At 60.8% G+C, this 21,389-nt stretch carries 16 protein-coding genes and 3 pseudogenes; 15 read left to right on the top strand and 4 right to left on the bottom strand.

Features of this window, described 5'->3' with window-relative positions; genetic code table 11:
* Position 1 precedes the first annotated feature (1 nt).
* The 15 genes and pseudogenes from H8A95_RS05585 (at position 2) to H8A95_RS05515 (ending at position 13,098) form a co-directional block, all read left to right on the top strand.
* A complete protein-coding gene (locus tag H8A95_RS05585) occupies positions 2-244 on the top strand; it encodes a DUF2274 domain-containing protein (protein ID WP_229166706.1) in 243 nt (80 codons plus the stop codon).
* A 385-nt stretch (positions 245-629) separates the two neighbouring features.
* Positions 630-1,265, top strand: a complete 636-nt coding sequence (locus H8A95_RS05580; protein WP_274617383.1) for a NodA family N-acyltransferase — start codon at positions 630-632, stop codon at positions 1,263-1,265.
* Positions 1,262-1,936 (top strand): chitooligosaccharide deacetylase NodB, encoded by a 675-nt coding sequence (nodB, locus tag H8A95_RS05575; RefSeq protein WP_130582779.1) that lies wholly within the window; start codon positions 1,262-1,264, stop codon positions 1,934-1,936. The genes H8A95_RS05580 and nodB overlap by 4 nt, the downstream gene beginning before the upstream one ends.
* The gene (locus tag H8A95_RS05570; protein ID WP_229182274.1) at positions 1,933-3,087 is read left to right on the top strand and encodes a glycosyltransferase; all 1,155 of its coding nucleotides are present in this window, start codon (positions 1,933-1,935) and stop codon (positions 3,085-3,087) included. The genes nodB and H8A95_RS05570 overlap by 4 nt, the downstream gene beginning before the upstream one ends.
* Positions 3,088-3,136: 49 nt before the next feature.
* A pseudogene (gene nodS / locus H8A95_RS05565) lies at positions 3,137-3,782 on the top strand (nodulation methyltransferase NodS).
* Positions 3,764-5,483 (top strand): annotated as a pseudogene (gene nodU, locus H8A95_RS05560) (nodulation protein NodU). Before nodS ends, nodU begins: the two co-directional pseudogenes overlap by 19 nt.
* Entirely contained in the window at positions 5,471-6,385 is a 915-nt protein-coding gene (gene nodI, locus H8A95_RS05555) for a nodulation factor ABC transporter ATP-binding protein NodI (protein WP_229166704.1), read from the top strand. The pseudogene nodU and the gene nodI overlap by 13 nt, the downstream one beginning before the upstream one ends.
* A gap of 3 nt (positions 6,386-6,388) precedes the next feature.
* Positions 6,389-7,177 (top strand): ABC transporter permease, encoded by a 789-nt coding sequence (locus tag H8A95_RS05550; protein WP_229166703.1) that lies wholly within the window; start codon positions 6,389-6,391, stop codon positions 7,175-7,177.
* A gap of 35 nt (positions 7,178-7,212) precedes the next feature.
* Positions 7,213-8,265: pseudogene (locus H8A95_RS05545) on the top strand (NADP(H)-dependent aldo-keto reductase).
* Between the two features lie 291 nt (positions 8,266-8,556).
* Entirely contained in the window at positions 8,557-9,297 is a 741-nt protein-coding gene (locus H8A95_RS05540) for a sulfotransferase (protein WP_229166702.1), read from the top strand.
* A gap of 248 nt (positions 9,298-9,545) precedes the next feature.
* Positions 9,546-10,010 (top strand): IS200/IS605 family transposase, encoded by a 465-nt coding sequence (tnpA, locus tag H8A95_RS05535; protein ID WP_229182273.1) that lies wholly within the window; start codon positions 9,546-9,548, stop codon positions 10,008-10,010.
* 17 nt (positions 10,011-10,027) lie between these two features.
* Positions 10,028-10,816 (top strand): VCBS domain-containing protein, encoded by a 789-nt coding sequence (locus H8A95_RS05530; RefSeq protein ID WP_229166701.1) that lies wholly within the window; start codon positions 10,028-10,030, stop codon positions 10,814-10,816.
* 90 nt (positions 10,817-10,906) lie between these two features.
* A complete protein-coding gene (locus H8A95_RS44080) occupies positions 10,907-11,884 on the top strand; it encodes a DUF5801 repeats-in-toxin domain-containing protein (RefSeq protein ID WP_312000882.1) in 978 nt (325 codons plus the stop codon).
* Complete coding sequence (locus tag H8A95_RS05520) at positions 11,841-12,176, top strand: hypothetical protein (protein ID WP_229166699.1); 336 nt, start codon at positions 11,841-11,843, stop codon at positions 12,174-12,176. The genes H8A95_RS44080 and H8A95_RS05520 overlap by 44 nt, the downstream gene beginning before the upstream one ends.
* A gap of 19 nt (positions 12,177-12,195) precedes the next feature.
* On the top strand, positions 12,196-13,098 hold the full coding sequence (locus H8A95_RS05515) for a hypothetical protein (RefSeq protein WP_229166698.1): 903 nt from the start codon (positions 12,196-12,198) through the stop codon (positions 13,096-13,098).
* On the opposite strand, the gene H8A95_RS05510 is transcribed toward H8A95_RS05515, so the two are convergent.
* From H8A95_RS05510 to H8A95_RS05495, 4 genes are read right to left on the bottom strand one after another with little or no spacing between them, the layout of a single operon-like run.
* Complete coding sequence (locus H8A95_RS05510; protein ID WP_229166697.1) at positions 13,069-14,328, bottom strand: TIGR02679 family protein; 1,260 nt, start codon at positions 14,326-14,328, stop codon at positions 13,069-13,071. The two genes, H8A95_RS05515 and H8A95_RS05510, sit on opposite strands and share 30 nt — an antisense overlap.
* A complete protein-coding gene (locus H8A95_RS05505; protein WP_233286931.1) occupies positions 14,325-18,479 on the bottom strand; it encodes a TIGR02680 family protein in 4,155 nt (1,384 codons plus the stop codon). Before H8A95_RS05505 ends, H8A95_RS05510 begins: the two co-directional genes overlap by 4 nt.
* A gap of 5 nt (positions 18,480-18,484) precedes the next feature.
* Entirely contained in the window at positions 18,485-19,777 is a 1,293-nt protein-coding gene (locus H8A95_RS05500; RefSeq protein WP_229166695.1) for a TIGR02678 family protein, read from the bottom strand.
* Positions 19,774-21,294 carry a TIGR02677 family protein gene (locus H8A95_RS05495; protein ID WP_229166694.1) on the bottom strand — a complete coding sequence of 507 codons (1,521 nt, stop codon included), beginning with the start codon at positions 21,292-21,294 and terminating at the stop codon, positions 19,774-19,776. The genes H8A95_RS05500 and H8A95_RS05495 overlap by 4 nt, the downstream gene beginning before the upstream one ends.
* Between the last annotated feature and the right edge of the window lie 95 nt (positions 21,295-21,389).

Genomic DNA, 21,389 nt, shown 5'->3' with positions numbered 1-21,389 from the left:
CATGCCAAAGCTCAAAATAGGAGAGCTTCCAGACGACAAGCCGGTCAAAGTGAGTACGGAGCTGCCGGCGGCCGTGCATCGCGATCTCATTGCATATGCAGAAGCCCTTACGCGTCAAGGTGGTCAAGTGGTCGAACCGACTAAGCTCATCGCCCCCATGTTGGCGCGCTTTATGGCCACGGATCGAGGATTTTCTAAATTGAAACGTGAAGGCCACGTACCGGTCGCTGACGAAGGACAGTGATGCTCAAGGCTTCTCGAAGCTGGCGGTCAACGCTAAATAGTACGATGCATCAACCTAGGCGCTGTCGGGTTTGGCCCGAGAGCTAAGATATCGTGTCGAAAAGTGTGTTCCTGCGTCTGCTCCGAAATAACTCCGATTACGAGGCTTTCTCTGTTTTCAGATGCGACAGCGCTGGGCGTCGGTGGGCATTTATTCGTCACCTTCAGGCGCGTTACACTGCTCCGGCCATCGACGCTGATAGGCACGTCACCCTCGATCGTCGCCCGACGCTGCGGGCGCTGCGAGCCAGCGTTTCCCATTCCCTGGTGAAGCCGTTCATCGGTAGCGAACTGCTCGCGTGCGTCAAGTCCACACTCGAATGCCGGTCGGCGCAAAGGAGGCACCCATGAATATTGCCGTATCCAGCTCTACGGGGGGTCTCTCAATGCGCTCTCAGGTGCGGTGGAAGCTGTGCTGGGAAAACGAGTTGCAACTCGCCGACCATGTCGAACTCGCCGAGTTCTTTCGAAAGACGTATGGGCCGACTGGGGCGTTTAATGGAAAGCCATTCGAAGGCAGTCGAAGTTGGGCCGGCGCGAGGCCTGAGCTCCGTGTAATCGGCTACGACTCGCGCGATGTAGCGGCTCATATGGGCTTACTGCGCCGTTTCATCAAGGTTGGCGCGGTCGATGTACTAGTGGCCGACCTAGGTTTGTACGCGGTACGTCGAGATTTTGAGGGACTCGGAGTCACCTATCACGGTGCAGTGCACGTCCTGCGTCCAACCCTGCAGGAGCTTGGTGTTCCCTTCGGCTTCGGCGCGGTTCGGCCTGTGCTGCAGAAGCATGTTGAAAGGGGCGCCCGGCAGGGTTTGGCAACCGTTTTGTCGGGGGTTCGCGTGCGGTCGACCCTTCCAGATGTGCGTCTCGACAAGCCGCCCACACGCACCGAGGACGTACTCATCGTGATTATACCAATTGGACGGTCGATGAGCGAGTGGCCGACCGGCACGATGATTGATCGGAACGGGCCGGAGCTGTGACACACCTCGACTGCTCTTGCGAAGCGCGCGGCGAATACGCTGACCGCACCGAAAGTCGCGGCGTCTATCTGACGTTTGACGACGGTCCTAATCCACTTTGCACGCCGAATGTCCTCGATGTGCTGGCGGAACACCGAGTGCCAGCGACTTTCTTCGTCATTGGCGCGTACGCGGCGGACCAGCCGAAACTAATCAGACGAATGGTCGCAGAAGGGCACGAGGTCGCAAACCACACAATGACTCATCCGGACTTGTCCAGATGCGAACTCGCCGAAGTGCAACAAGAAATACTAACGGCGAGCAGAGTCATCAGGATGGCATGCCCCCAGGCCTCGCCGCGGCACATGCGTGCACCCTATGGCATGTGGACCGAAGAGGTGCTCGCTACGTCAGCGAGGGCTGGGCTGGCTGCCCTGCACTGGTCGGTAGACCCGCGAGACTGGTCTCGTCCCGGCGTTGACGCGATTGTCAACGCGGTGATGGCCTCTATCCGGCCGGGAGCAATTGTGCTCTTGCACGATGGATGTCCACCCAGCGAGTTGGGACGGGGCACTCATGCTGGTCTGCGCGATCAGACCGTCTTGGCGCTTTCCAACCTGATTCCAGCATTGCATGTCCGCGGATTTTCAATCCGCTCGCTTCCTCAACCTCACCAAACCGGCACCCTATGAACCTGCTTACCACAACCAGCACTGTCGCTATCTCGGTCTATGCGCTTCTCTCGACTGTCCATAGAAGCGTGCAGGTGCTTTATGCTCTGCCGACAAACGTTTCATCGCCGTCGGGCGACGTGGTCAACTCCGACGCTCTACCAAGCGTGGATGTCATCGTCCTCTGCTTCAACGAGGACCCGCGTACGCTCTCGGCGTGTCTGAAGTCCATTGCAAGCCAAGACTACGCCGGAAAGCTGCGGGTCTATGTGGTTGATGACGGTTCTGGAAATCTCGACGCTGTGGCACCCGTTCACGACGCCTACTCTGACGACCCGAGGTTCGGCTTCATTCTGCTGCGAAAGAATGTCGGAAAGCGGAAGGCACAGATCGCTGTGATACGCCGCTCATCTGGAGATCTCGTGCTCAACGTCGACTCGGACACGATAATAGCTGCCGATGTGGTCACGAAGCTTGCACGGAAGATGCAGGATCCAGCGATCGGGGCGGCCATGGGGCAGTTGACGGCGAGCAACCGAAGCGACACTTGGCTGACCCGGTTGATTGATATGGAGTACTGGTTGGCTTGCAACGAAGAGCGCGCGGCACAAGCTCGCTTCGGCGCCGTTATGTGCTGCTGCGGCCCATGTGCGATGTACCGTCGTTCCGCGCTCCTGTTGCTACTAGATCAGTACGAGACGCAATTCTTTCGGGGAAAGCCAAGCGACTTCGGTGAGGATCGCTATCTCACGCTAGATGTAGTCGGACAGAATCTCGGCCCGCTACTTCTCGCCCTGTCATCGCTAACGGCGCTCGCGCAGCTCGCACTCACAGCCACAGTGCCGTGGTGGGCAGGACTGATTATCGCATCAATGACCGTGGTTCGCTGCAGCGTCGCAGAGTTTCGTGCTCGCGAACTTCGATTTCTCGGCTTTTCTCTGCGCACACTCATCAACATCTTTCTCTTACTCCCCGTGAAAGCCTATGCATTGTGTACATTGAGCAATAGCGATTGGCTGTCGCGCCAGGCTGCCAAGCTACCAAACGGGGGGAAAGCAGGTCGTCATCCGAAATCCGGTCGCTGGACCAAATGTTACAGAAGGTCCGGGAATTGGTGGGTCAATCCGAAGGAGGGATCTTTCGTGTGCTTCTTCGACGTTGGTAACGTCTGACAGCGCTTGCAGCGGCGAGTGATCGTGCAGTTACATAGGTGAATAGCTCGTGAGCCTGGATAAGAAATACCAACTGTTAGAGCGGGAACTGGCTGCCGACGATCCGTGGCGCCTCGACGGAAATCCGTTTGAGCGGGAGCGTCACACGCAAATGCCGCGGCTTTCGCTTTCCAGAGGGTCTATCACAAATGCCCTCGAAGTGGGGTGCGCAGCCGGCGCATTCACGGAAAAGCTGGCGCCGCACTGCAAGCGGCTCAGAGCGCTCGATGTCGTGCCGCGAGCGATTGGTCGAGCGTGCCAACGGACGAAGAGATGGTCGCACATCACGTGGATAGTCTGCGACGTTCAGCAGTTCTCGACCGGAGAGCTGTTCGATTTGATCGTCGTGGCGGCAGTTCTCGATCACCTGGCTGACACGGCCGAGATACGCGCCTAGTGCGGATGCTTGCGCCAGAAGGGCCGCTGGTTTTCGGATCCGCGCGCGATGCCACGTGTCGGCGCTGGGTCACCATGCTGGTGCCGAGACGGTCATCAGCATGTTGAACGAAACGCTGATCGAGGTCGAGCGGCTGCAGTGCCATGACGAGTCGGTCAACGAAGACTGCTTGCTCGCCTGCTTCCGAAATCCGATTCGATCTCGAGTCAATCGAATCGCCGACGTTGACATGGAGGCACAATGCGCATCTGCGGTATAAAGCTGACGCATGACGGGGCGATCGCTCTTGTCGAGGACGGACGGTTGCGTCGAGCAGGAGAAGCGGGGCAACAATCTGCGATATCAAGCCATCGACAATCTCGACGCAGTTGTCGCCGCTTTAGCGGAGCACGGTCTGGATCCGCGGGATGTCGATCGGTTTGTCATCGATGGTTGGGACGGGGAAGTCGAATCCCAATCCGAGGCCCTCAGTGGGGCGGCAGCGATCACTCTTAAAGGGGCGCCGTATGTTGAACGCTATGCCGAGGGCCTTCTCACTTCGCACGACGGCTTTGGGCTCATGCTCGAGGGCAGGCTCTTCCCTTATAGAAGCTATCCGCATGTCACAGGCCATGTGGCCTCCGCATACTGCACCAGCCCCTTTGCCAAAGCCGGACAACCAGCCTTCTGCTTGGTATGGGACGGCTGCATCTTTCCACGTCTCTACTATGTAGATCGTCGGGGCGCCCGGTTCCTCGAATGCCTGTTCCCGATGATAGGCCATGCATATGGTGCCGCTGGCTCTCACTTCGGACCTTATAGGCAGGCGAACCGGACCGGCTGGGACCTAGGTGTTGCCGACAAGCTGATGGCTTACACCGCGCTCGGGTGTGCTGATGAAGCCATGATGGCGGTATTTCAGGAGCTCTACGAGGAGCGCTTTGCGGCCGACACGGAGCAGGCTCGCCGTTACCGAGCGGGCATAAACAGCGCGGAGTCGTCACTTGCGGCTATGCACGACTTCTTCGAGCGGAGCGCGCTGCGATTGAAGGCTAAGGCACCCGAAGATGTACTTGCATCTTTTCATTGTTTTCTCGAGCGTCTCCTTGTTCAGGAAGTGACAGTCGCTTTGCAGCGGCATTCGGGTTTTCCGGGATCGCGCAACTTGTGTATAGCCGGTGGCTGCGGTCTCGACATAAAATGGAACAGTGCACTACGTGCTAATGGCCTGTGCGATGCTGTCTGGGTGCCGCCCTTTCCGAATGACAGCGGCTCGGCAATCGGCGCGGCTTGTGCCGCAATGGCGGCGGACATAGGCTTCGTGCCGGAATGGTCGGTCTACAGTGGCCCTGCCCTGGCACGCACCGATGTGCCGTCTGAGTGGGAGGCTGCGCCGTGTAGTATGCATGAACTTGCTGCCATCCTGGCGAGCAATAAGCCCGTGATTTTCCTCGCCGGCCGCGCTGAGCTCGGACCACGAGCGTTGGGCGGCAGAAGCATTCTCGCAGCCGCGACATCGGCGGGAATGAAGGATCATCTTAACGACATCAAACGTCGCGAACACTTCCGGCCAGTGGCGCCGATATGCCTGGAAGATCGCGCGCCGGAAATTTTCAGCCCTGGAACGCCGGATCCTTACATGCTGTTCGATCACCAGTCGCGAGCGGAATGGCGGGACAAAATCCCCGCCGTTGTACATCTCGACGGGTCTGCCCGGTTGCAGACCGTTCCTAGAAACTCTGAGCACAAAGTCGCTGAGCTTCTCGTCGAATATGAAAAACTCACGGGCATTCCGCCGCTTTGCAATACAAGTGCCAACCACCATGGGCGTGGGTTTTTTCCGGATGCCGCCGCAGCCTGCCAGTGGGGACGCGTTGAACACGTATGGTGCGACGGCCTGCTGTTGACCAAGCCGCTTGCAGCTGAGCTATCGCCGGGCGACGGCATCCCTCACGCCAAGATGAGCGCATGTCCGCGATAGCGATCGGCCTTACCGGCGTAACAAAGTCATATGGCGACAAGGTCGTTGTCGACCGGCTGTCGTTCACCGTTGCGTCGGGAGAGTGCTTCGGCTTGCTGGGACCGAATGGCGTAGGCAAGAGCACGATTGCGCGCATGGTTCTCGGCATGGCGTCAGCTGACGCGGGCAACATCACCGTGCTCGGGGAACCAGTGCCGGGACGCGCTCGCTTGGCTCGCATGCGCATAGGCGTGGTCCCGCAATTCGACAATCTTGATCTTGAGTTCACAGTCCGGGAGAACCTGCTGGTGTTCGGGCGCTATTTCGGCATGAGCGCGCACCAAATCGAAGCGGTCACGCCGTCACTGCTCGAGTTCGCTCGCCTCGAGAACAAGACGAATGCGCGCGTCGCCGAACTCTCTGGCGGCATGAAGCGGCGCCTGACGATAGCGCGTGCGCTCATCAATGACCCTCAGCTCCTCGTCATGGACGAGCCGACAACCGGCCTCGATCCGCACGCGCGCCACCTGATCTGGGAACGGTTGCGCTCGCTGTTGGCGCGCGGCAAGACGATTCTTCTGACCACCCACTTCATGGAAGAAGCCGAGCGGTTGTGCGACCGGCTGTGCGTACTCGAGCAAGGGCGCAAGATCGCTGAAGGCCGGCCTCACATCCTAATCGACGAGCAGATCGGCTGCCAAGTGATCGAGATCTACGGTGGCAATCCGCATGAGTTCGGTGCGCTGATCAGGCCGTACGCGCAGCGTATCGACGTGAGCGGTGAGACGCTCTTTTGCTATGCGCCAGATCCGGAGCGGGTGCGCGGGCAGCCGCGCGGGCACACGGGTCTACGCTTTCTGCAGCGTCCACCGAATCTTGAGGATGTCTTTTTGCTGCTGACTGGTCGGGAGATGAAGGACTGAACCATGTGGGGACGTTATGCGGCGGCTCTGCCCGCCAATGCGTGGAACTGGATCGCGGTATGGCGACGCAACTATCTGGCGTGGCGGAAAGTCGCGCTGGCATCGGTTCTCGGGAACGCCGCCGAGCCCATGAGCTCTCTATTCGGCCTCGGCTTGGGCCTCGGAGCAATGCTAGGTCGCGTTGACGGCACCTCATATGTCGCGTTTCTGGCGGCTGGCATGGTCGCGACAAGCGCGATGATTTCCGCCACCTTCGAAACCATTCATGCGGCTTTCGCTCGCATGCATCATCAGCGCACCTGGGAAGCAGTCCTGTGCACGCAGCTCACGCTCGGCGACATCCTTCTCGGTGAAGCGGCGTGGGCAGCCAGCAAGGCCTTTCTGGCCGGGACGGCAATTACGATTGTTGCCGCCATCCTGGGCTACGCAGCGTGGCCATCCATCCTCTATGCGCTGCCAGCTATCGCCCTTACCGGTCTCACCTTCGCGAGCCTGGCGATGGTCGTCGCAGCGCTTTCACCAAGTTACGACTATTTCGTGTTTCACCAGACGCTCGTCCTCACACCCATGCTGTTCCTGTCCGGCGCGGTCTTCCCGGTTACCCAACTGCCCGACGCCTTTCAGCAGGTGGGGCGCTTCTTGCCGCTGGCACATTCGATCGATCTCATTCGTCCGGCGATGCTTGGCCGCCCGGCCGGCAGCGTCGGCCTGCATATCGGTATAATTTGCATGTACGCAGTATTGCCGTTCTTCCTGTCGGCGGCACTGTTTCGTCGACGCCTGATGCGTTGACGCTACTCACGACCACTACGAGAAGGAGATATGCGATGCAGTATCGTGAACTGGGCCGCAGCGGCCTGAAGGTGAGCGCACTCGGCTTGGGCACTATGAGTTGGGGGGAGCAGAACGAGGAAGCCGAGGCACACGCGCAACTGGACGCAGCCCTAGATGCCGGCATAAACTTGGTCGACACTGCCGAAATGTACCCTGTGCGACCCCGTGCGGAGACACATGGATTTGCGGAGCGCTATATCGGCAGTTGGCTACGCAAGACCCGGCGCAGGCAAGACGTCGTGCTTGCGACCAAAGCCGTCGGCCCTGTTCGAGCAGGCAAGGCAAACTTGCCCTATGTGCGCGACGGCCGCGTCAGCTACACACGCGCCAATCTGTTCGAGGCCGTGGACACCAGCCTGCAAAGGCTCCACACGGACTATATCGACCTCTACCAACTGCACTGGCCCGACCGCAGCACCAACGTCTTTCAGTTAGTCGACTACCAGTACGAACTCGACGAGGACACGGTCCCGATCCTGGAGACGCTGGAGGCGTTGGACGCACTCGTCAGAAGCGGTCGTGTTCGTCACATCGGGCTCTGCAACGAAACACCTTGGGGCCTTGCGCGCTTCCTGCATCACGCAGAAGTACATGGTTTAGCCCGCGTGATGAGCATTCAGAATCCGTACAATCTGCTTAACCTCGACTTCGAGAACGGCCTCGCCGAGATGGCTCAGCGCGAACGGGTAGGGCTTCTAGCGTATTCGCCGCTCGCGATGGGCACACTGACCGGTAAGTACCTGGGTGGGTAGCGACCAGGCGGTTCGCGGCTGAACTTATTAGGGAGATTCTTCCGCTACAGCAATGAGAGGGCCCAGCATGCGGCCCTCGCATATACAACGCTGTTTCGGGAATATAACATTGATCCAGCGCACGGCGCGTTGTCATTCGTCAGCAGCCGGCCATTCGTTGCAAGCACCCTCGTAGGCGCGACCTCCGAGCTGCAGCTAAAGCAGAACATCGCCAGTGTGGAAGTCAGCCTGTCACGCGAGGTCCTCGATGGAATCCAGTCAATCTATCAGCGTTATGGAACGCCGTCCCCATGATTCGGGTATTGGCCTCCTGGTACAAATCACGTCGCCGATCGGGTCCCGTGAGCCGTATTGTGAGAACCAGGACAAAGAGCCGAGCGGGTTGAAACCGGACACTCACGCCGGCCTGCGCGACCAGACGGGTCATGGTGCTGTCCCGCTTGATTGCAGCGTTGCATGAGCGCGGATTTAGTCCCCGCCGCTTCTCAACATCATTGAACGAGTCGGCGGAGAGATGACAGCGTGGATTCTTGTGCGGGGCGCCACCCCAAGCCTCGCGATCAATATTAGTTGGAGCCACATGCAATGACGTACCCCGCACTGTCACCTGAGCCCTTTGTAATTCTTGCGATGCCAAGGACTGGCACGCACTATCTGGAAGCATTGCTAAACGAGCATCCGAACGTGTTCAGTAACGGTGAGTTGCTCAATCCATATGATACGAAGTGGCCCGATAAGGATCGCCTGCTACATAGCGATCGCGAGCTCCTAGAACTTGCCTACCTGCGCTATCCCCCGCGGAGGGACAAGGTGACGCACGTTGGCTGCAAGATCAACGAACCTCAGTTTCACGATCGTCCGGGCTTTTTTGCCGAGCTGGCCGGTTGGCCAGGCCTGAAGGTCATCCTCGTGGTTCGCAGAAACACATTGGAATCGCTACGATCGCTGGTGCAGGCAAGGCAAACCCGCCAATGGCTGAAATTCAGCTCTGACAACGCGGCTCCGCCGCCGTGCGTCAGATTGTCAATCGCCGACTGCGAGGCCTACTTCAAGACTGCCGACAATTTCCACGCTCGGGTCGCGCACTCCTTCGCGCTGACCAACATGCTTGTGATTGAGTACGAGAGTCTTCTTCGCGAACCCGCCGCTTGCTTGGCAACGATTTGGGAGTTCTTCGGGGTTCCAGCGCTTCAGCTTTCTGGTCGCGCCATTCTTCAGCGCCAGGAAACGCGACCGCTGGACCAGACGGTACAGAATTTTCATGAGTTGCGGCTTCACTTCGCAGACGGACCTTACGCTAGATTGTTTGAGGTCGGTAACTTCTGACTGACTTTCGCGGCGGCGAGCGACAGTGCACCTCACTCAGGTGGAACCTCACTCAGGTGGAACGGTCCTGAGTCAGGCCAGTAGAGTGTCCCTATCACGACGAATGGAGCGCGACATGCTGTGTCTAGTCTGACCAAACCTGCTAAGCCCCCGCCTATGGCGGGGCGAAAACCGGCAGTTCTACAGCTGCGGGAATGAAGTCATGGAGTCTCCTTGGGGAACCGCCAAGAACCCTCAAGGAGACCATGATGGAAGCAGAGTACAATCATCTTAATCACGCGACTTGGGAGTGCAAGCACCACGTCGTGTTTACGCCGAAGTACCGCAAGAAGCTGCTGTTCGGGAAGATCAAGCGGCATCTGGGCCAGGTATTTCACAATCTGGCACGACGGAAGGGGTGCCGGATCGAGGAGGGGCACCTGATGCCGGATCATGTCCACATGCTGATATCGATACCTCCGAAATATTCGGTGGCGCAGATCATCGGGTATATGAAGGGGAAGAGTTCGATCTGGATCGCGCAGAACGTCGAACGGAAGATGCGAAATTTCCTGGGCCACAAATTCTGGGCACGCGGATATTTTGTCATGACCGTCGGCCGTGATGAGGAAATGATCCGAGCCTACATCAAGAATCAGGAAATGGCCGACCAGCAACTGGATCAGTTTGAGCTAAAGATTTCAGCTGCCCCAAAATCCAAGCAATCGTCCTAACATCCCTTAAAACCGCCTTGGCGGTTCCCAATCAAACCTCCAGCTTTGCTGGAGGTTATTGGCTTAAGCCGCCTCAACCGCCGATCCTGAACGCCGGGCTGGGGCCGATCGAAGCCGATACGGCAGTATTCGACACCTTCAAGTCGACGACCGGGACGTTCACGGCCAGCACTTCCAACGTCGGAACGCTGACATTCGGCATCGGCGGAGGGACCGCCGGCAGCACGGTCCTCAACGGACTTGCATATGATGAGTCGGAAACCGGCTCCTTTGGCACGCTCTATCTCAATAGCGAGTCGGGGGCTTACACATTCGTCCCGAACAACGTTGCGATAAATGCGCTCAAGATCCCCACGACCGAGAGCTTCGTCATTACGGTCTCGGACGGCACGCTCTCGGCAAGTCGAACCTTCACGATCATCATCAATGGCGTCGAGGACGCCGCCATCATTTCCGGCACCACCGCCGGTTCGGTGATCGAGGCCGGTGCCGCCGTCAACGCCACGCCCGGCCTGCAGACCGCGACCGGCACGCTCACTGATACCGACCCCGACGATCCGACCAACACGTTCACGGCAGTCAGCTCGCCGACGAAAAGCGCCGGCGGCTACGGCACCTTCACCATGACGACTGACGGCGTGTGGACTTACATGCTCGACGAGGCCAACAGCGCAGTGCAGGCTCTCAAGGTCGGCGACACGTTGACCGACACATTCACGGTGACCAGCATCGACGGCACACCAGAGGAGGTGACGATCATCATCCGCGGCCCGATGGTTGGCGTGACGGGAACAGCCCGTCGCTGACGCTGAGCGAGACGCATCTGACGGCGACGGCGCTTGACGACAACATCGCCGGCTCGGCGCCGGACGTGACGTTGACGACAATGTCAGGCGATTTCTCGACGGGCGTTCATCTCGGTCCAGGGAGTGGACGGAGCGACAATCAGTTACGCATTGTCGATCACCGGCGGCAACGGCGCCGCGTCGGGTCTGATCGACTCGCATACCGGCGTCGCCGACGTGCTGGTCCAGAGCGGCAACACCATCGAAGGTCATGTCGGCACTATCGACGGCGCGCTGGCGTTCACTATCAACGTTGACCCGGCGACCGGGGTCGCGACCTTCACCGAGTACCGCGCTGTGACGCAACCTTTCGGCACCAACCCGGACGGCGGGGAAGGTGTGTCGTTGCCCGCCGGGATTGTGAACCTAAGTGCAACGATCACTGACAGGAACGGCAGTTTCCAGACGGTGAGGCGCGATCTCGGCAACCAGCTGACCGTCACCGACGACGGCCCGACGATCGTGGCGTTGGCGACGGCACCGTCGCTGACGCTGAGCGAGACGCATCTGACGGCGACGGCACTCGACGACCACATCGCCGGCTCGGCGCCGGACGCGACGCTGGCGACGACGTCAAGCAACTTCTCGACGGCGTTCACCGCGGTTCAGGGGGCGGACGGCTCGACGATCCGCTATGCGCTGTCGATCGCCGGCGGCAGCGGCGCGGCGTCGGGTCTGATCGACTCGCACACCGGCGAGGCTGACGTGCTGGTTTTGAATGACAACACTATCGAAGGTCATGTGGGTACCGCCGGCGGCACGCTCGCGTTCACGATCCAGCTTGATCCGACGACGGGGCTCGTGACCTTCACCGAGTACTGGGCGGTGCTGCAGCCGTTCGGCACCAACCCGGACGGCGGCGAAGCTGTGTCGCTGACCGCCGGGATTGTGAACCTGACGGCGACGATCACCGACAAGGACGGAGACTTCCAGACGGCGGCCCTCGACCTTGGCAGCCGGGCTGACCATCACCGACGACGGTCCGATGATTGGAGGCTTCGACACCGCAACTATTCTCGCCCAGGATAATCAAGTCGCCAACGGCACCTACCATGTGAATTTCGGCGCCGATGGCGATGCCGCGATGCTCGTAGCCGTCCACGATGGCGCGGTGAATGGTTACAATCTCGCGACAACGGATCTGGGCGGCGGCATCACGTCGGTGCACGTGACCGGGAATGGTGACGACACCTTCTACTACACGACCCAAGCGGTGAATGGCGGCGTGGAACTAGAACGCGTTCTTCGCCGATACAGGCGGGACTCTAAGCGATCCGTTCTTTACACTGCGGATCAACCCCGACGGAACTTACACGTTTGACATCGAGGGCGTCGGTTTCTTGCAGCAGACGACAGTCACCGGCTCCGATTTCGGAGCATCCGGCGGCGGTCAACTGTCACTCACCGCTCCGGACGGTCTATTCGTCATCACCGGCGACTTCAACGGTGCACCTGCTGACATCAAAGCGTCGAGCAATGGCATCGCGGTCGGTGACACCGGACTGCAGATGGATCAGAACGAGACCTTGCTTCTGACCTTCAGGCCCGAGCAAACGGACGTCAGTTTCATTCTGACGCAGTGGCAAGGAAACGGCACCGCAGACGTCGTATTCAAGGTCTTTAATGGTGCCACCGAGATCCATGACTTCAACATCAACATCCCAAAGCCATTGGGTGACGCCCGCATCGTTGTAGAAAAGACTTCAAATCTCGCGCTGATAAACACCTCCACCTTCGATAGTGCAACTTCGACCGATACGCTCTTCGTTGGGTCGGAATACAACCAGATCGGGGTGTCGTACGATCACGCCGTAACCGGCAACACCACGTTTACCGTCAACAACATCACTTACAGCGAGGGAACGAGGATCCCCAGCACCGACCTGCTGTTCGACGTGACAGCAGTCGACCGTGACAATGATGCGTCAACGACCAGCCTACAAGTTGACCTTCTGGGCAGCACGAATGTTGCGAGTGGCCTCGCCTTGAGTGCTACCCCACCGCCAGTGACCACCAACATCAGTGGCACCAACGATGCGGCCATCGTTTCCGGGGCCACGACCGGCGCCGTGATCGAGGCCGGCGGCGTCGCCAATGCAACGCCCGTCACACCGATCGTATCGGGCACGCTGACCGACCTTGTTGCATCAATGAATGAACTGGCGGTCCCGAGAGCTGCGGAGTCTTCTGGATCTGTCACTGGCGCTGGGAGGTTAGTAGTCGCCCAAGTCGACGAGCAATGAGGCCGCCAGGCCTTCTTCGGCGATAGAGACTCGATGATGTCGCATAGCCTTCGTCAACGCCGGATCCCAGGCAGCGTCGACCACCTTCCCCGTGAGGGGGGCTGGGATGGCTGAGGCCGCCCGGAGGGCAAGCTCGTAATCCTCCGCGAGGAAACGCCACGGTTGCGCGCCGTGTTCCCGCATGACGTGGTTGCCAATGTGCAGTCCCGGCCAGTCGAAATCGCCATGATATTGAAGTCGCGCGCCGGCGGACGCGAGTTGAGAGAGTAGGCATCGCTGCGCGGCGGCCGGCATGCCATCGGTGCAGACCATCGGAGCGCAATTGGCACCCCAGCGGTCGGCAGCGATCGAAAGCAGGTTTGCATTCTCGCAAACGTATACTTCGCGTCCGGCGACGTTCCATCTGGGCGATGAACGCAGCAAAACGCGCAGCGACGCGTACGCCGGCTCTCCCGGCGGCCTTCCGTAGCTTTCCGTTTCGCTCGTGGGGAGATTCAGAAAGAGGGCAGGGCGTGCCAGTTCGTTGACGAGAACCCCTACCTTCGCCCAGATGTCGCGATCCCGTTCTCCGTCTTGTCTCTCCTCGTCCGGGCTCTCCTCCACAGAGTCATCGTAGGTTCGCGGGATGGCCTGGCGGCAGACCGCCATCACGATGGTGGCTGTTGCCCGTCCGCTATCCAGCGCATGGGCATCGCCCAACACCTCGGCAGCCAGTTGCGAGCGCGTGATGCCGTTCGCCGGCAGACGTTGCAGGACCGCTTCAGCACGGCGACATAATTGGCTCGCTGCCGAAGGCTCTCGTTTGGCGAGGCGTTTGAGCAGGCCCAAGCCTGCCGGATTCTCGAGCAATCCGACGAGTCCGGGGTGATTGCAGCCCCTGATCACATCCGACCAAAGGGTTTGCGATTGAAATCGCTCGCTAGCGAGGTTGGCAATCGGGCCGTCAAGCCGCTCAAGCGCGTCGCGCAGCGAGAAGGCGATGCCAGAATTCCGGAAGGCGGCGTCGACCTGGCGAACATCGATCCGCAGCGAACTCGCGTAGTGCTGCGGACGACCCAGCAGCGAAGCCAGCGCAGCGTGCTCCGGCGCCGTCAAGTCGCCGATGCGAAAACTCTCGACCACGCCATTCAGCGGCACGCGTTCGAAGCGCCGACGCAGGCGCTTGCGCAGGGAGGCGAGATGGTTGCCGCCGAGCAGGCGTCGAAGACGTTCTTCGGTCCCATCGGTCATGCCGGCGCAAACCTGCGGTCGGGATCGGCTTCCCGTACTCTTGCCTTTCCGTCCCAGGTCCAGCGCGAAACGAACACTGCATCGATGCCCTCCTGCCGCTGCAACTGGCAGATCGATACGCCAGGCAGTTCAGCGTAGCAGGCCCACTCTCGTTCGCTCGTAATGACGAAATCCAGATCGAACTCCCGGATGAGGCCCATACAATGAGCGCGTGCGGTATCGTCAATGCCGGCAAAGGCTTCGTCGAGCAAAATCAACCTCGGTGCCAGCGCGTAGCTGCCCTGGCTGTAGAAGCTGGCGACAGCGGCAAACAATGGCACGGTGAGGCCGAGGGCTCGCTCCCCGCTGGAGGCCGGGCCGGAAAGTTTTCGCCATTGACCGTCTTGCCAGCGCTCGACGCGGAATCTGTGCCAGCGTCGATAGTCGAGCGCGCGCGAAAGCTGGTCGATCAGGCTGCCGCCATCCACTTCGGCGAGCTCGCGCTCGGCTGCGATGCGCTGCTGCAACATCGCGCCGACAACCCGACGGTCCTCGGACGACCACAGGTCCGCGTTGGTATTGAGGAGACGTTTACGCGCAGCCTCCAGGCCGACGGGGGCGCCTTCTTCTTCCGACAGAGGCGGCCACAATAGACGAAAGCGTACGCCCGTGGATGTTGGCCGACTGTACAGTTCTTTGTTGATCGCATCGCGCTGCGCCTCCGCTGTCTGCAGCAGACGCTGGATTTCGGAGGCGATCTCGGCCTGAAGATGATTTTCCAGCACAGCGCGCTCATTGGCGTTCAACAGCTCGGTACGCTGGTCGATCTCTGCCGCAAGCCGCGTCGCGAGGCGGTCCGGGCGTTCGGACCGGTTCTGGTAGATGACGTTTACGATGAGGCCCCAGTCGCTCTGTTCGGCAAGCACCTGATGGCCGAGCGCGCTGAGGGAACGTTGCAGTTCGGTAAAGTCTTCGCCGATCTGCCGCTGGACGCGCGTCCACGCCTCGTCGTCGTCCTTTACGCCGGACAGGGCCTGTTCGGCGCGGCGGGCCAGCGTCAGCGCCGGATCTATCGTCCAGGGGCTGCTAGCGTCCGGTACCTCCAGGTCTGTCAATGCGGCCGACAGCAGACCTGCCAAGGTGAATTGCCGGAACTTCGAAACGGCTTGTGCACGCGCTTCGCTGCCGCGCTCAAACGCCACATTAGCGGTCGCGGACTGCTCGTGGGCGACGGCACGGGCTTCGCCGGCCTTTTGCAAGGCCGTCCCTGCCTTCTTCCATTCGGTCTCGTACCCGTCGACGCCGGCACGCGCCTCGCTGAGCATCTGCTGCAGTTCCTCGACTCTTGCACCTACCGCTTCGCGCAATACAACAAGCCGCGATGATGCTTCTTCCGCCTCGATCCGAGCCGTATCGCGTTGCTCTTGATGCCTCTTCACGTCGTCAAGCAGTTCAGCTTCGCGGGCGCGTTGCCTATGTAGGTCTGCGAGCGCCAGGCGCAGCTCATGGATGGTTTGCGTGAGCCGGATCTGCGCGTCCTGATAGTTGTTCAGCGCCGCTTCGATCGCAGGCAGGGCGGCAGGTGATATTGGCAAACGCAAATCGCTAGCGTCAGCGGCAAGCCGTTCACGCGCTCTCCGCAGATTTTCTTCCGCCTCCCGGTATTGAGCGTCTGCCTCGCCCAACCGGTCGCGGGCAAGTTGTGCCTCGCGGGCGGCAGCGACGCCGGCGATGTGGGCTTCTCGAAGGACATCATCGGCCGGAGCCAGGCGCCATTCAGCGTCTGTCTCGTGCTGATCGTTGGTGAGTTGCTCGGTCTCCGCCTGCAGGGCCGCGAGTTCATGGCCGACTGACACTAGTCTCTCGGCAATTTCGGCCAGCCGTCGCTCACGGGCCGCTGCGCGAGCAGCGTATCCGATGTAGACCGCCGCAGGTTTGTCCCAGGCACCTGCCAGACTGCCAAGGCGGAATCGGCCGTCCGGAGCCACCCACGCTTCACTATCGACAAGATCGTCGTCGCTGCAGGCGATCGTTGCCAGCACCCGCTCGATGACATCAACTGATACGGTGCTGTGGTCCGGCAGGGCCGCCTGCAGCCAATTGGCAAGTGACGTCGGATGCGGTCCTCGCTCCAAGACCTGCGTATCGTGCAGCATGGAGCCGCCATCTCTGGTTTGCAGCCGGCCATCGGGCGAAACCCATGCATCCAGAAGGCCGGCAGCTTCCAGCGCAGCTTCGAGGCCGGCCCGCTGCGGACTGGTTACCGCGTCACGAAAGTCCACCAATTGCCAGAGTGGCGCGCCGGTACGGGCAGCCCTCGCATCGGAGCTTCGCGTGTAAGGTGCGGGGGGCATCGTGTCGATACCGGCTTCGAGACAGCTACGCTCGTCTCCGAGGGTCTCGCGCTCAGCCTCCAGCACCTGGCGTTTGCCGTCGAGTGTGGCGCGACGTTGTGCAAGCCGCCAATTGGTTTGCAACTGGGCTGCCTGCAGCAAAAGGCGCGCCGGGTTATCTCCATCCAGGGCCGCGACCCAGTCGCCCAAGGCCGCCAACGCCGCAAGACAATCGTCGGAACCAACTTGCAGTTGTTTCACGCTAGCGAAGTATCGCTCCCAGGTCTCGATGAGATCGATGCCCTTGCGTTCAACGTCGGCATCGGCCAGCTCACGTCGGTGCACTGCGGTTTCGACCGCATCCTGTCTATCATTACGTGTACGCAGGCGCTGTGCGTGCTCGGTCTCGATGGACGCCATGTCGGCGTGGCGCTGGCGGAGCAGCGCGATCTGTTCGCGTCGTCTGGTGACCAATTCTTGCAGCGCGGTCGATGCACCGTCGAACGTCTTTTGCGTCAGCTCGACCAGTGCATTGGTCGTGAGCGTTGACAGCGGGTTCTCCGCATGGAGGCTGGCGATACCCGCCGCCTCGGCATGGGTCATGCCGTCATGACGCAATCCAGTCATCCTGTGTTCGGCCGCGAGCGCGCGTTGATTGGCGAGTTCCGTATCCTTCGCGCTGCGCTCCGATCGTTTGGTTGACTCCTCGAGGGTTGAAGCTGCTCCCTGCGCTGCGCGTCCACGCACCTCGGCTTCCTTCACGGCCAATTCGAGGCGGTTGGCATCTTCCATCGTCGGGCTGCTACGTAGCGTTTCGAGGCGGGCGCGTTCGCTGGCCAGGGCGACCTCCGTCTCATGATGTGCGGTCTGGGCTTTCGCCTCATCGCTGCTTGCGTTCTCAAGCCGGACTTGAGCCTCGCTGCGCGCTCGGCTGGCGCTGTCGAATTCAGTCTGGGCCTGACGCAGCGCGCGCGCTTGCCGGCGGCTCTGCGTTCCGGCGTAAATGCGATAGCGTTGGTCGAATTGCACAACGGCCTTGGTCAATGCCTGGTATTCTTCAAGCTGACGGCGGTCCTCCTCGAGTTGGCCGAGCGCTTCGGCCACATCGCCGAGCAACTCCGGCGCAAGTGGCGGCAAGGCCTCCGTCAGTGCGTTCGAGAGCGCAGTTTCATCCGGCTTCCTGGAAAGTTGCGGCTGCCGCAACTGGATAAGGGTGTCCATCAATGCATCGTAACGCTTGGCGCCGAGGTGAAACAGACGTTCGTCGACCGCGCGACGATAGCTGGTCGCGGTGTCGAAGACCTGGCCATGGCTATGGAGAGCGTCGCGAAGGCGTTCCCTGGTCAATACGACGCGCTGGTCGCTCATCAACCAGAGGTCCTGATTGATGCGCGGCGCCTGCTCTGCTTCCTCGATCAGGAAGAACCAGCTTTCCACCTGCGGACGGGCGGCGACCGCGGAAAGTCCGACCCCGAGCGACAGATATCGCGGCGTACCGTCGTCGGCGAGGCGGCCGAATTCGATCCACGCATAGCCATTGCGACGATCGTGGCTGTTCATCAGGAGATTCCAGGCCATTCTCTTGCCGCTGTCCCCGTCGGGTTCGATGCGCGATGGCTTGACCTGCGCGTCGAGCAGGAAGGGCAGGGTCAACGACAGCACCTTCGACTTGCCGGTGCCGTTATTGCCGCGCAAGAGCAGATGGCCGTCGCGGAACCAGAATTCTTCACTGTCGTAATGAAACAGCTCCACGACACCGAGCCGTAAGGGTTGCCAGCGCGGTTGCGCTGGAACTGGTAGATTCGGCCTCTCGTGCGGTGGCGAAAGCAAGGCCGACATCGTCTTCATCTGGAAAAGAGATCATCGGAGACGGGGATTGGCATGTCCGGTGTTTCCTGGCGGATTTCGGCCTCGCCGAGCGCGAAACGCGCGAGCGCCGGAAGCGGCAGGATGGAGTCTGCGCTCCTGACAATTAGCTGGAGCTTCTCAAGACGCCCTATGGCAATCTTCGCGAGCTCACGTTCGGCGCCTGGTTCGCGTGCCGATTTCCGCCAATAGCGGCCATATCGGCTCTTGGCGTCACGCAGGAAGTCGACGATATCGTGCTCGCGCTTGACGAAGGGCTGCCTTCGACCAGCGGTATCGGTTTGCTGCCGGTAGTCCGTGGCGAGATATTCTGCAGCCAGCAATGTCACATGCGCATCGGTGCCTTCGGCAGGCATTGCGACATCCGTTAGCGTGCCTGTTTCATCGACAAGGGCCAGCCCCTCGGCTCGCTGCTCTGCGACCAAACCTGTCGCGTCGCACAGACGGGCGGCCATCGCCCCGCGTTGGTTTATGAAATAGGAACGGGCGTCCGGGTTCAAGTCTTCAAGGTAAACCGCCGGATCGTCGAGGAGGCGACGCGCGATCCGGTGTCTCAACGCCGTGCGCTGACCCTCGTCGCTGTCCGCGACGTGCTCATCGAGCAGAGTGTGCAACCGCTGGTCCAGTGTGTTGGGCGCCTCTTCTGCGGGCCAGGTCGACGGGCCCCGCACGGCCGCCAGTAGGCCGGCGAGCGCCGGCCGATGCACATCGTAGAGCGCATCCGCCTGATCGCCTCCACCCTGCACGAAAGCATCTTCGTCACCGGCAACACGTTGCAGCACGCCCAGGCTCAACAAGGTACGGCACACCGCCACCAGTTCGCGTCGCTCGTGATGGGAGCCGAGCGTGAAGGTGAAACCGAGTGACGTCAGTCCCGGTTCGGCGGAAAAACCGAGTAATCTTTCTCCCAGAATGCGAAGGGTGACTTGGGGGTCGGCGCGTTCGAGCACCGCGCAGGCAAGGCAGAGCAGCACATACTTGCGGCGATCATAGTCGGGCAGGCCCCGGGTGGAGTTGTTGAGATCGGCGGGCCGCTTGTAAAGGCGCGCGCCCTCCCGTCCGATCTGTAACGGCCATCCGGTTTCGCGGGTAAACCACTCTTGCAGGGCGTTTGCCTGGCGGCGCACTGCAATGAAGTCTTCATGCATCGGGCTCATCAACGGCGTCATCAACAAGGCGCGAAGGGCGCTACGAAATTCTTCGCGCTGGAACTGGCGCTGCTGCTGGCCGATGCTGCGGCTGTCCCTGGGTCTCTGACGACTTGTCTTCATTGCGCGTCTTGTGTCGATGTGATTGTGATCACGTGGTCGCGCCCGCCGAACGTGCCCCGCGGCGTATTGATTTCGGCATAACTGTCCGGAGGAAGCGGCTTCAGATGAATGTGCAACAGACCGTCACCTGTCGGCCGTTCTGCTACGGATTCTGGACCAGCTTGCTCGGACAGAGCTTCGCCAAGCAATCCCAAGAACAGGCTGAAGGCGTGTGCGTCGAGCTCGCCCAGGCTGGAAAGATGTGTGGGCAGCCCGGTCGCCAGGCGCTTGCGAGCTGCCTCGACCTGCTGAGATTCTTGTGCGAGTTCGCGCGCCAGGCGCGCGCGGGCCTCCGTACGGTCCCGTACGCGCGGCAGAGGCCCTCTTGGAGCGGCTTCGCCGTATTCACGCAAGCGGGGGTGAATCACCAAGGGCGGGGCATCGGCCCAGCGGGTGGTGGCCGGCAGGTCAAGCCCCGCATCGATGTCGAGCGAGAAATGCCGCGCGGGATTTAGCGCAAAGGCGGCGCGGGCAAGCCGATGGGCCTCGTTGTCGTCGGCGCAGGCGGCAAACCAGCCGGCCAGAACGCGGAAGTCGGCTGAGCGATCGCTGCGGCCGCTCCGCCGTTCATTGAGTGCAGCGATGGCCGCCAGAAGCTGCGGAATGGCCGATCGTGCCCGCGCTCGCAACAGCTCGGCTTGCGATGGTTCGTGGCTGGAGCGGAAGAACCAGCCACGCAGCCCCCTCCAGCGCTCGCGCCATGCGCCCCGGTAACGGGTTTGCGCGTCGATCTGATCCTGGATTTCGCCCGGAGCGGCGTCGCGCCCTTCGCGCGCGGCGACCTGTTGCAGCATCGCATCGATCCTGGGCTCCAGAGCATCGATCAAGCCGGCGATAGTGTCGGACCGACGCACCAGATCGCCGATGAAGCGCTCCAGATAATCGATGAGTTGTCGCTTGTAGTTCAGCACTGCACCGGCTTGGGCCTGCTGCAGCTCAATGCTGCGTGCAACGCCGGCCATGAACGCCTGTGCATTCTCGGCAAGGCCTTCGAAAACGCGGACGAGATCCCGAAGCGTTTCATGGACCTTGGCCGCATCCGGCTCGGTCTCGGCAGCCAGCGCCCGCAGGGCTTCGAGCCGGCTTGCGATGTCTTCGAGGGCTACGCTTTGCAGTTCGGCGCGGCGCTCCAGGGTCTGCACGAAAAGCGCCAGTGCCGATTCTACGGCTTCACCGCCCTGCGAGAGCCGATAGAGATAGCGAGCACGGTAGAAATCACTGAGACTGGACACCCGCGCAGTGTCAGGATGCGACTCCAGATTGCCCCAAGCGGTGAGCTGGGTCAGCGCGGCATTGACTTCTTCAATCTCAGGGAGCTTGGCTGGCCATCGAGCTTCGGCAAGCACTTCGTCCGGTCTTAGCTGCAGCCGGTACTGCCGCTTGGCTGCGGCGAAAACGTCCATGATGCAGCGATAAAGGTAGGCCTTTTCGGCGCTGACGTGCCTGAAAAGTTCGGCCGAATCGCTTACTGCTTGCATGGGCAATCTTCTCGATATTCCGACGGAGATCCGCAACTTGCGCGATAGGCTAGTCTATTTTCCCACCCGCTGCAGCGTGCAGTGCTATCTCGGCC

It is taken from the genome of Bradyrhizobium oropedii, assembly GCF_020889685.1.
Lineage (GTDB): Bacteria > Pseudomonadota > Alphaproteobacteria > Rhizobiales > Xanthobacteraceae > Bradyrhizobium > Bradyrhizobium oropedii.
The sequence above is the reverse complement of the archived record's forward strand: the minus strand, read 5'-3'. Positions and strand labels throughout refer to the sequence as shown.

Bases quoted from the DNA above. Each gene is read 5' to 3' on its own strand.
- H8A95_RS05520 (WP_229166699.1), top strand. From the start codon at position 11,841: ATGATTGGAGGCTTCGACACCGCAACTATTCTCGCCCAGGATAATCAA.
- H8A95_RS05505 (WP_233286931.1), bottom strand. From the start codon at position 18,479: ATGTCGGCCTTGCTTTCGCCACCGCACGAGAGGCCGAATCTACCAGTT.
- H8A95_RS05570 (WP_229182274.1), top strand. From the start codon at position 1,933: ATGAACCTGCTTACCACAACCAGCACTGTCGCTATCTCGGTCTATGCG.
- H8A95_RS05580 (WP_274617383.1), top strand. From the start codon at position 630: ATGAATATTGCCGTATCCAGCTCTACGGGGGGTCTCTCAATGCGCTCT.
- H8A95_RS05495 (WP_229166694.1), bottom strand. From the start codon at position 21,294: ATGCAAGCAGTAAGCGATTCGGCCGAACTTTTCAGGCACGTCAGCGCC.
- H8A95_RS05510 (WP_229166697.1), bottom strand. From the start codon at position 14,328: ATGACCGATGGGACCGAAGAACGTCTTCGACGCCTGCTCGGCGGCAAC.
- H8A95_RS05550 (WP_229166703.1), top strand. From the start codon at position 6,389: ATGTGGGGACGTTATGCGGCGGCTCTGCCCGCCAATGCGTGGAACTGG.
- H8A95_RS05500 (WP_229166695.1), bottom strand. From the start codon at position 19,777: ATGAAGACAAGTCGTCAGAGACCCAGGGACAGCCGCAGCATCGGCCAG.
- H8A95_RS05540 (WP_229166702.1), top strand. From the start codon at position 8,557: ATGACGTACCCCGCACTGTCACCTGAGCCCTTTGTAATTCTTGCGATG.
- H8A95_RS05585 (WP_229166706.1), top strand. From the start codon at position 2: ATGCCAAAGCTCAAAATAGGAGAGCTTCCAGACGACAAGCCGGTCAAA.
- nodI (WP_229166704.1), top strand. From the start codon at position 5,471: ATGTCCGCGATAGCGATCGGCCTTACCGGCGTAACAAAGTCATATGGC.
- tnpA (WP_229182273.1), top strand. From the start codon at position 9,546: ATGGAAGCAGAGTACAATCATCTTAATCACGCGACTTGGGAGTGCAAG.